The 8,577-nt window shown below is 60.3% G+C and carries 8 protein-coding genes; 1 reads left to right on the top strand and 7 read right to left on the bottom strand.

Going from position 1 to position 8,577, the window contains the following annotated elements; genetic code table 11:
• The first annotated feature begins 254 nt into the window (after positions 1–254).
• Positions 255–1,145: a site-specific integrase gene (locus KJF94_RS11660; protein ID WP_214383527.1), complete on the top strand. Its 891-nt coding sequence runs from the start codon at positions 255–257 to the stop codon at positions 1,143–1,145.
• On the opposite strand, the gene KJF94_RS11655 is transcribed toward KJF94_RS11660, so the two are convergent.
• The 7 genes from KJF94_RS11655 to KJF94_RS11625 all read right to left on the bottom strand — a co-directional run bounded on the left by KJF94_RS11655 (position 1,142) and on the right by KJF94_RS11625 (position 8,423).
• Entirely contained in the window at positions 1,142–2,212 is a 1,071-nt protein-coding gene (locus KJF94_RS11655) for an ABC transporter ATP-binding protein (protein ID WP_214383525.1), read from the bottom strand. The two genes, KJF94_RS11660 and KJF94_RS11655, sit on opposite strands and share 4 nt — an antisense overlap.
• Complete coding sequence (locus tag KJF94_RS11650) at positions 2,209–3,807, bottom strand: ABC transporter permease (RefSeq protein WP_214383523.1); 1,599 nt, start codon at positions 3,805–3,807, stop codon at positions 2,209–2,211. Before KJF94_RS11650 ends, KJF94_RS11655 begins: the two co-directional genes overlap by 4 nt.
• Positions 3,808–3,811: 4 nt before the next feature.
• Positions 3,812–4,825: an iron ABC transporter substrate-binding protein gene (locus tag KJF94_RS11645; RefSeq protein WP_214383521.1), complete on the bottom strand. Its 1,014-nt coding sequence runs from the start codon at positions 4,823–4,825 to the stop codon at positions 3,812–3,814.
• A gap of 140 nt (positions 4,826–4,965) precedes the next feature.
• Positions 4,966–5,526 carry a PqiC family protein gene (locus KJF94_RS11640; RefSeq protein WP_214383519.1) on the bottom strand — a complete coding sequence of 187 codons (561 nt, stop codon included), beginning with the start codon at positions 5,524–5,526 and terminating at the stop codon, positions 4,966–4,968.
• 17 nt (positions 5,527–5,543) lie between these two features.
• On the bottom strand, positions 5,544–7,199 hold the full coding sequence (locus tag KJF94_RS11635; protein WP_214383517.1) for a PqiB family protein: 1,656 nt from the start codon (positions 7,197–7,199) through the stop codon (positions 5,544–5,546).
• Complete coding sequence (locus KJF94_RS11630) at positions 7,180–7,830, bottom strand: paraquat-inducible protein A (RefSeq protein WP_214383515.1); 651 nt, start codon at positions 7,828–7,830, stop codon at positions 7,180–7,182. Before KJF94_RS11630 ends, KJF94_RS11635 begins: the two co-directional genes overlap by 20 nt.
• Positions 7,827–8,423: a paraquat-inducible protein A gene (locus tag KJF94_RS11625; RefSeq protein ID WP_214383514.1), complete on the bottom strand. Its 597-nt coding sequence runs from the start codon at positions 8,421–8,423 to the stop codon at positions 7,827–7,829. The genes KJF94_RS11630 and KJF94_RS11625 overlap by 4 nt, the downstream gene beginning before the upstream one ends.
• Positions 8,424–8,577: the final 154 nt, after the last annotated feature.

Here is an 8,577-nt window from a genome sequence, read left to right as displayed (position 1 = left end):
ATGAGGTTAGGCCGGTTTTTGTGAAAGGAACATCAAAACCCGGTGGTGGAATCGTTTATCTGAACGTTATTAAGCCAATGTTCAGACTTCTGCCGTTCATCGCAGTCTTTAGTAGAAAAGTCCTACAGAAGTGTCCCGCTTTATATGAAGAATGTTTCAATCCTTAGTTGTTTTATTGATCTGTTACCACTCAAGGCCGTTTTGTTTTGATTGACTTACCTGTTACTGATTCAAGTGCTGCAAAGACCAATCCGATGCCCCTGTATCTGGCGCGACTGGCGCCGTCCAGCCAACTGACCATGCGTTATGTGTTGCAGGATGCCGCCGACCGCCTGGGCTTCGAAGACATGAACGTCGAGGAGATTCCCTGGCACCAGCTGCAGCCCGGAGATGTGATTGCGTTGGTGGCGGCGTTGCGCGCGGACGGCTACGCGCCCAACACGTCTTCGCTGTACGTCAACGCCGTGCGCGGGGTGATGAATGAAGCCTGGCGCATGAGCCTGATCAGCCAGGAACACTTGCTGAAAATGCGCTCGGTCAAGGGCATTTCCGGCACACGACTGTCCCAGGGGCGCAATCTGCGGCGTTCGCTGATCCAGGAAATGATGGCGGTCTGTGCGGCCGATCCTCGGCCACAAGGCCTGCGGGACGCGGCGATCATCGGGATTCTGTATGGCTCGGGCATGCGTAAATCAGAGTCGGTGAATCTCGACCTCGATCAGGTGGATTTCACCGAACGCAGCCTGCGGGTGACCGCCAAGGGCAACAAACAGCTGATTAAATACGCACCGGCCTGGGCGTTCGCCAAACTGGATGCCTGGCTGGAGCTGCGCCGCTCGCAACTCAAGGAAGGCGAGGTGGACGATGCGTTCCTGTTCAATCGCATCCGCCGCGGCAGCCACATCACCCGCGAGCGCATCACCAAGCACGCGATCTATTACATCGCCCGGCAACGCGGCGCGCAGGTCGGGGTGAAGATCATGCCTCACGATTTTCGACGCTCGTTCATTACCCGGGTGATCGAGGAGCATGACTTGTCGATTGCGCAGAAACTCGCCCATCACAGCAATATCCAGACGACGGCCAACTACGACGTGCGTGATGACAATGAGCGGCGGCGGGCGGTGGACCGCTTCGATCTTTAAGATTCGCTCAACACATGGGCATGGCCGATGGTCGAGACGTGAACCGCACTGCCGGTCGGTGGCGCGTACAGGCCCGAACTGCGCACCATCAATGATCGCCCCGGCTGGTCACCGGATTTCAACGGCTCCAACTCCACGGTCAACATGCAGGTATTGCCACTGAAATCTCGTTCGGTCACTACGGCGCGACACCCCGCGGTTTCTACTGCGCTGCTCAGGAAGCCGGCCAGTTGCAGCTGCTCGGGTCGCAGCATGATCTGTGCGCAGCGGTTGTTGCGATGGTTGTTGACCGGTATCCGCCCCAGATCGCAATGGGCCCAGCCAGCCTCGATCCTGGCCGGCATGACTACGGCCTCACCGAGGAACAGCGCGATTTGTTCGTCGCTGGGGTAGCGGTAGAGGTCTAGCGGATGCCCGGACTGCACCAGACGCCCCTCGCGCATCACCGCCAGTTGGTCGGCAAACGACAGCGCTTCACTCTGGTCATGGGTCACCAGAATCGTTGTGACACCGGCGTCCGCCAACAACCGCGCGACCAGTTTGCGCATGGCCGCGCGCAAGCCGGTATCAAGCGCGGAAAACGGCTCATCCAGCAACATCAAGCGGGGCTGTTGCGCCAGGGCCCGCGCCAGTGCCACTCGTTGTTGCTGGCCACCACTGAGCTCATGGGGCCAACGGTTGGCCATGCTGGCCTCGAGTTCCACGCTGTCCATCAACTCAGCGATACGCTCCTGTTTCCTGACGCCTCGGACCGCCAGTCCGAAACCGATATTGGCGGCCACAGTCATGTGGGGGAAGAGGGCGCCGTCCTGAGGGACATAACCAATCTGACGTTGGTGCGCAGGCAATTCGTGGGTGTCGTCGACCAACGTCTGACCGTTGAGGGTCAGACGTCCCGCGTCCGGGAACTCGAAGCCTGCGATCATGCGCAGCAAGGTGGTTTTGCCCGAACCCGAGGGGCCGACGATCACTGTGCGGCTGCCCGTCGGCACCGACAGGCTGATGTCTTCCAGCGCCCTTTGCGGGCCGTAGGATTTGCAGATCGAATGCAGTTCAAGCGTGTTCATCGGCCAGCCGTTCGTTTGGATTGGTGATAGAGAAGTCCGGTCAACGGTAGTGACAGCAAAATCATCAGCAAGGCATAGGGCGCAGCGGCGGCGTAGTCGATTTCGCTGGTCAACGCCCAGAATCCGGTCGCCAGCGTGCGGGTGCCGTTCGGGGCCAGCAGCAACGTGGCGGTCAATTCATTGCTGATCGCGAGAAACACCAGCGCGGCGCCCGCGGCAGCACCGGGCGCGGCCAGCCGCAAGGTGATCAGCCACAGCGCCCGACCGGGCGAGCGACCGAGGCTACGAGCGATATTTTCCAGCTCCACCGGCGCCTGCGCGATGCCGGCACGCAAACTCACGAGGGCGCGGGGCAAGAACATCAGCAGGTACGCCAGCAGCACGGTGATCGTGGTCTGATAAATCGGTCGGGCGAAATGCACCGTGACCGTCACCAAGGCCAGGGCGACGACAATGCCCGGCAATGAACTGGTGATGTAGTTACAGCTTTCCAGCACCCGTTGCAGCCGGCCCGGCGAGCGAATCGACAACCACGCAATCGGGATGGCGGCGCAGGTGGTGAGCACCGCCCCCGCGACGCCGAGCAGTAGTGTCTGTTGCAGCGCCGGCATCAGCTCGGCCATCTGCCAGACATTCGCGCCACCCGCGATCAGCCATTTGCCCAAGGTGATCAACGGCACCCCCAGCGCCAGGGCGCAGGTCACCATCAGCAAGGTCAGCGCAAGTACGGTCGAACCGGTTTTCAAGCGCACGACGCGCTGTTCCCGGGCACTGCCCGAACCGACCCGGGCATACCGCGCATGGCCACGCGCCGCCGATTCGACGGTCAGCATCACCAGGCAGCACAGAGCGAGCACGCCGGCCAGCATGTTGGCGGCGGGGCCATTGAAGGTGGACTTGAACTGATCGAAGATCGCCGTGGTGAAGGTGTCGAAGCGGATCATCGCGTACAGGCCATATTCGGCCAGCAAGTGCAGCCCGACCAGCAAGGCACCGCCACAGATGGCCAGGCGCAACTGCGGCAGCACCACCCGAAAAAACACCGCCCAGGGCTTGAGCCCCATTGATTCCGCGACATCTTCAATGGCCGGGTCGAGCCGGCGCAAGGTGGCCGCAATCGGCAAGTAAAGGAAGGGGAAGTAGGCGATGACCGACACCAGGACCCCGGCAAACAGACCGTGAATCGGCGGCACCAGGCTGACCCAGGCATAGCTGTGGACGAAGGCCGGGACCGCCAGCGGCGCGATCGACAACAATGACCAGCTGCGCCGCCCGGGCAGATCGCTGCGCTCTGTCAGCCAGGCCAGCGTCACGCCCAGCACGATGCACAAGGGAATCGTGATTGCTACCAGCAACACGGTGTTGATCAACAACTCGCCGACCCGTGGCCGGAACATCAGCGAAGCCAGAGTGGCCCAACCGGTCTGCACCGAAACGCCGATGACAAATGCAATCGGCAGCAGCGCCAGCAATGAAATCAGCACCGACAAACCGATCACCCACGCACCGCCGCGCCCCGCGAACAATCCCCGGGAGCGGCGACGTAAATGCTCGGGTATCGCGGCAGCGACGCCCGCTGGTAGCGTTTCAGGCATCAATTCAGAGCAGTCCGGCCTGAGTCATCAGTTCCACGGCTTTTTTACTGTCGAGTTTTGACGCATCGACTTTCGGCGCGTCGAGCTGCTGCAGAGGCACCAGTTCAGGGTTGGATTGAGCGTTTTTGCCCACGGCATATTCGAACGATTTACCCGTCTTGAGGATGGCCTGGCCGTCCTTGCCGGTGATCCATTTCAGGAACGCCTGGGCCTGTTCCTTGTGTTGGCTGGACGCCAGAACGCCGCCACCGGAAATGCTGACAAACGCACCCGGGTCCTTGTGTTTGAAGTAATGCAGGGCGGTGTTCTTGCTGTTTTCGCCGGTTTTGGCCTGATCGCCGAAACGGTAATAGTGATAAATCACACCGCTGTCGATCTGCCCGGCATTCACCGCTTTCAACACGGAGCTGTTGCCCCGATACGCGGTGAAGTTGGCTTTCATCCCCTTGAGCCACTCAAGGGTGGCGGCTTCGCCCTTGAGTTCCAGCACGGCGGCGACAATGGCCTGGAAGTCGGCGCCGGCCGGTGACGCCGCCCAGCGACCTTTCCATTTCGGATCGGCGAGGTCCATCAGCGACTTCGGCAACTCGGCTTCGGGCAGTTTGCCCGGGTTGTAGACAAACACCGTGGAGCGCGCGGCGATGCCCACCCACTTGCCATGCGCCGGGCGGTAGGCCGCGTCGACCTGTTCCAGCGTGGTCGGCGCTACGGGGGCAAACAGCCCCGCGTTATCCACCAGCACCATGGCCGGGGAGTTTTCGGTCAGGAACACGTCAGCGGGGGAGGCGGCACCTTCCTGCACGATCTGATTGCCCATTTCGGTGTCGTCGCCGTTGCGCACCGTGACCTTGATTCCGGTCTCCTTGGTAAAGCCCGCGATCCAGGCTTTGGTCAGGCTTTCATGCTGGGCGTTGTAGACCACGATGCCGTCGGCATCGGCTGAGTAAACGTGACCGGCACCCAGCAGGGCAGTGGCCAGCAGTGCGGTTTTCAGGAAAGAGGGAATAGGGCGATTCATGCGGTGGCGGCTCCGTGGTTTTTAGAATCGTGCACGCTGACAGACCGGAAGGGTCGTCAATGATTGTAGGTCAATACGAATCATTTGCAGGCTTAAGGCGGCGCCAAATGTAAGGGGCAGGATGAGAAAAAAACGTCAATTCATTGCGGTGCCGGGCAACCTCTCTGTGGTCCGTTCGCAGCCTGGCTGATCAACGCGGCCAGGCGTTTGACGTTGTTTTGCTGGGCAATGACCAAATCGTCGATGGACGGTCCTGAAGGTGTTTGCAACGTACTTCGGCAGCTGACCAGCGTGGTGTCGCCTTCGCCGGGGCTTCGCAGGCGCCATTTGACGTCCATCAGCGCGTATTGACCAGGAACCGAATCAAAACGCTGAACCTCCACGCGCACCGACACTTTGCGCTGGGGATTGCTGTTGGCCAGTTGATCGACCAAGGCACTGCGCAACTCATCCACCAGGCTCGCGGCCCACCATTCGGTCTCCAGAATCGCCAGGCCGCTGTTGCCCTGACGAATGACGATCTGCGGACGATCGACTTGAGGCGGTACGCTAATGCCTTCGATCAGGATTTCCCCGCCGTTGGCGCGCGCCGTCCCGCTCAATTGCGCCGGCGTCAGGGTGTGGAACTGAATCGGCTCACTGCGGCACGCGGCGAGCAGAATGAGCGCAGTGACCAACGTCATCTTCAGCGAAGAAACCATGGGTGTTGCTCCTGTGGTCAGTTGCGCGGTGGCGCCTTCAAGTCCATTGGCGCGGCGTTATCGGGGCGACCGCGAATCAGCGACTCCGGATGCCGGCCCAGGTAATCCGAGAGCTCACGCAGGGAACGCGACATGCGCCCGAGTTCGTCCAGGGTCTGGGTCAATTGCTCGCGTTGCGGCGAATCTTCGGCGAGGGTCGAACTGGCCGATTGCAGGGTCTTGCTGACATCCGCCAGGGTGGTTTGCACGCCGGGCAGGGTCTTGGCGTTGAATTGCGCGAGGCCTTTGCGCAGCTCGACGAGGTTGCTGTCGAGGTTGCCGGCAATGCGTCCGATGGGCAGATCGTTGATTTTGTTGACCATGCTTTCGAGTTTTTCCTGCAACTGCTCAAGGCTGCCGGGTACGGTCGGGATAGAAACGGGGCGTGCGGTCGGATCGAACACAACCTTCTCGGCTTTCGGGTAGAAGTCGAGCGAGATGTACAGCTGACCGGTCAACAGGTTGCCGCTGCGGGCCTGAGCGCGCAGACCATTCTCGATGAACGTTCCCATCAGACGAACGCTAGCGGCTTCGTCATTGGGGTCATGCTTCAAGGCCTCAAGCATTTTGGTGTGCGCCTGACCGAGCCGTTGCGGGTAGATCACGATGCCGACATTGACCGGAAAACTGCGTTTTTTCGCATCGAAATCCAGATTGACCGACACCACTCTACCGAATTCGATGCCGAGGAATTCCACCGGTGCACCGACCTTGAGCCCGCGCAAGGCCTGGTCGAAACGCAAGCTCAGGTATTGCGCCTTGCCGTTGGGCGGGGCGAGGGCGGTTTGCTGGTCTTCGAACAGGTCGAAGGCTTTTTCCTCGGTGGCCGGTTTATCGTTGGGGCTGTATTCCGGGGCGCGGAAGGCGATGCCGCCCACCAAAATGGAGGACAGCGACTCGGTCTTCACTGAAAAACCGTTGGCGCCGACATTCACATCGATCCCGCTGGCGTTCCAGAAACGGGTGTTTTCGGTGACGTAGGCATCGTTGGGTGAATGAATGAAAACTTCAATGTTCACCCCTTTGCCGTCGCCATCCAGGGCATACGCAACAACTTGGCCGACGGGGATCTTGCGGTAGTAAACGGGAGAGCCGATGTCCAGCGAACCCAGGTCCGGGGTGTGCAATGTGAAACGCTTGCCGGGCTCGCCATAGGTGATGGGCGGCGGGTTCTCCAGCCCGGTGAAATTCTTCGAACGGGCATTGGACTGGCCGATATCGGCGCCGATGTAGTCCCCGGAGAGCAGGGTATCGATGCCCGACACGCCGCCGGCACCGATACGCGGTCGCACGACCCAGAATTGCGAATCTTCACGGGTGAAGCTTTCCGCCTGCTTGGCCAGTTTGATGGTGGCGTTGACGCTTTTCTGGTCGTTGCTCAGTTCGACGTCGGACACATGCCCGATCACCACGTTGCGGTATTTGACCTCAGTCTTGTTGGCGGTCAGGCCGCTGCCGGTCTTGAAGGTCACGGTGATGGTCGGTCCTTCCTGCAGGATGCTGTGCACCACCAGCGAAATACCCACCAGCACCGCAACAATCGGCACGATCCACACCAATGAAACGCTGAAACGGCGGGTCTTGATCGGGGCTTGCCCGGGGGCTTGCGGCCCGTCAGTGGCTTGCGGCTTCATCCATGACCTCCTCGTTTTTCGAATGGTGTTGGTCCCAGATCAGACGCGGGTCGAAACTCATCGCCGAGAGCATGGTGAACACCACGACCAGACCAAAGAACAGAATGCCCGCGCGCGGTTCGATATCGGCCAGGGCTTGAAATTTCACCAGTGAAGCCACCAGGGCCACCACGATCACGTCGAGCATCGACCAATAACCGATGAGCTCGACGAAGCGGTACATTTTCGACCGCTCCTTGCGCGCCCATTGACTGTCGCGCTGAACGGTCACCAGGAGGAGCGTCAGGGCGACGAACTTGATGCCTGGCACGGCGATGCTGGCGATGAAAATGATCAGGGCAATGTCCCAGGCGCCGTGCTGCCAAAAATCCAGCACACCACCCATGATTGTGCTGTCGGCGCCGTTGCCGACCATTTTGGTGTTCATCACCGGCAACACATTGGCCGGGATGTAAAACACCAAGGACGTGAGCAGGTAGGCCCAGGTGCGGGTCAGCGCGTTGGTTTTGCGCCGATGCAGCGGTGCACCGCAACGCTCGCATTCGTGGGGTTCGCCGGTCATGTCACAGGCCAGGCCGCAGCTGTGGCAAAGGCACAGGTTGAGTTCGCTCGCGACGGGAGGCGTGGTCATAAAACATCCCACAGTTCACGGACATCGCGTCCGGCAATGCGGATCATCATCAGGCTGAGAATGGCCAGGGCGAACAGTCCGATGCCGGGCAGCACGTCGAGCAACCCGGCGAGCTTGATCACCGCGACCATCGCCCCCAGCAGGCAGACTTCCAGCATGCTCCAGGGCCGCAGGGTTTCCAGCCAGCGCATGCAGAATCTGAAACCCGGTGAACGACGGGAGGCGAGGGCGAAGCTCAGGACCCAGATCAGCAGCAGCAACTGGAAAATCGGCGCGATGATCATGGAGATCGCCGCCACCATGGCAATGAAGGTAATCGGGCCCAGCGTCAGGGCCATCACGGAATCCCACAGCGTTGCGCTGTTTTTCAAGCCTTGAAGGCTGATGCTCATCACCGGATAGAAATTGGCGAAAATCCACAGCATCAATGCCGTGACGGTCAACGCCAGCCGCTGCTCCACCGACAGGCCGTTATAGCGCTGAAGCACGCCGCCGCAGCGCGTACACAGGGTTTTCTGATGTTTCGCGAGCGTGACTTTTTGATACACGCAGTCGCAGTGCTCGCAGATGATCAGTTGGTCAGTCGTAGCCATAGGCCGCACTCGCCAGGAGACAGGAAAGTCAGAGCACCTTCTCAATATAGAAGTGCCTTGCGAATGAGCAAATCGAAAGGCTATTTGGGGGGGGAAGGCCAAGAAGACATTTGTGGCGAGGGGATTTATCCCCGTTCGGCGGCGAAGCCGTCGC

This window comes from Pseudomonas hormoni (assembly GCF_018502625.1).
Lineage (GTDB): Bacteria > Pseudomonadota > Gammaproteobacteria > Pseudomonadales > Pseudomonadaceae > Aquipseudomonas > Aquipseudomonas hormoni.
This window is presented reverse-complemented; position numbering and strand designations above follow the sequence as displayed.

Bases quoted from the DNA above. Each gene is read 5' to 3' on its own strand.
- KJF94_RS11660 (WP_214383527.1), top strand. From the start codon at position 255: ATGCCCCTGTATCTGGCGCGACTGGCGCCGTCCAGCCAACTGACCATG.
- KJF94_RS11655 (WP_214383525.1), bottom strand. From the start codon at position 2,212: ATGAACACGCTTGAACTGCATTCGATCTGCAAATCCTACGGCCCGCAA.
- KJF94_RS11650 (WP_214383523.1), bottom strand. From the start codon at position 3,807: ATGCCTGAAACGCTACCAGCGGGCGTCGCTGCCGCGATACCCGAGCAT.
- KJF94_RS11645 (WP_214383521.1), bottom strand. From the start codon at position 4,825: ATGAATCGCCCTATTCCCTCTTTCCTGAAAACCGCACTGCTGGCCACT.
- KJF94_RS11640 (WP_214383519.1), bottom strand. From the start codon at position 5,526: ATGGTTTCTTCGCTGAAGATGACGTTGGTCACTGCGCTCATTCTGCTC.
- KJF94_RS11635 (WP_214383517.1), bottom strand. From the start codon at position 7,199: ATGAAGCCGCAAGCCACTGACGGGCCGCAAGCCCCCGGGCAAGCCCCG.
- KJF94_RS11630 (WP_214383515.1), bottom strand. From the start codon at position 7,830: ATGACCACGCCTCCCGTCGCGAGCGAACTCAACCTGTGCCTTTGCCAC.
- KJF94_RS11625 (WP_214383514.1), bottom strand. From the start codon at position 8,423: ATGGCTACGACTGACCAACTGATCATCTGCGAGCACTGCGACTGCGTG.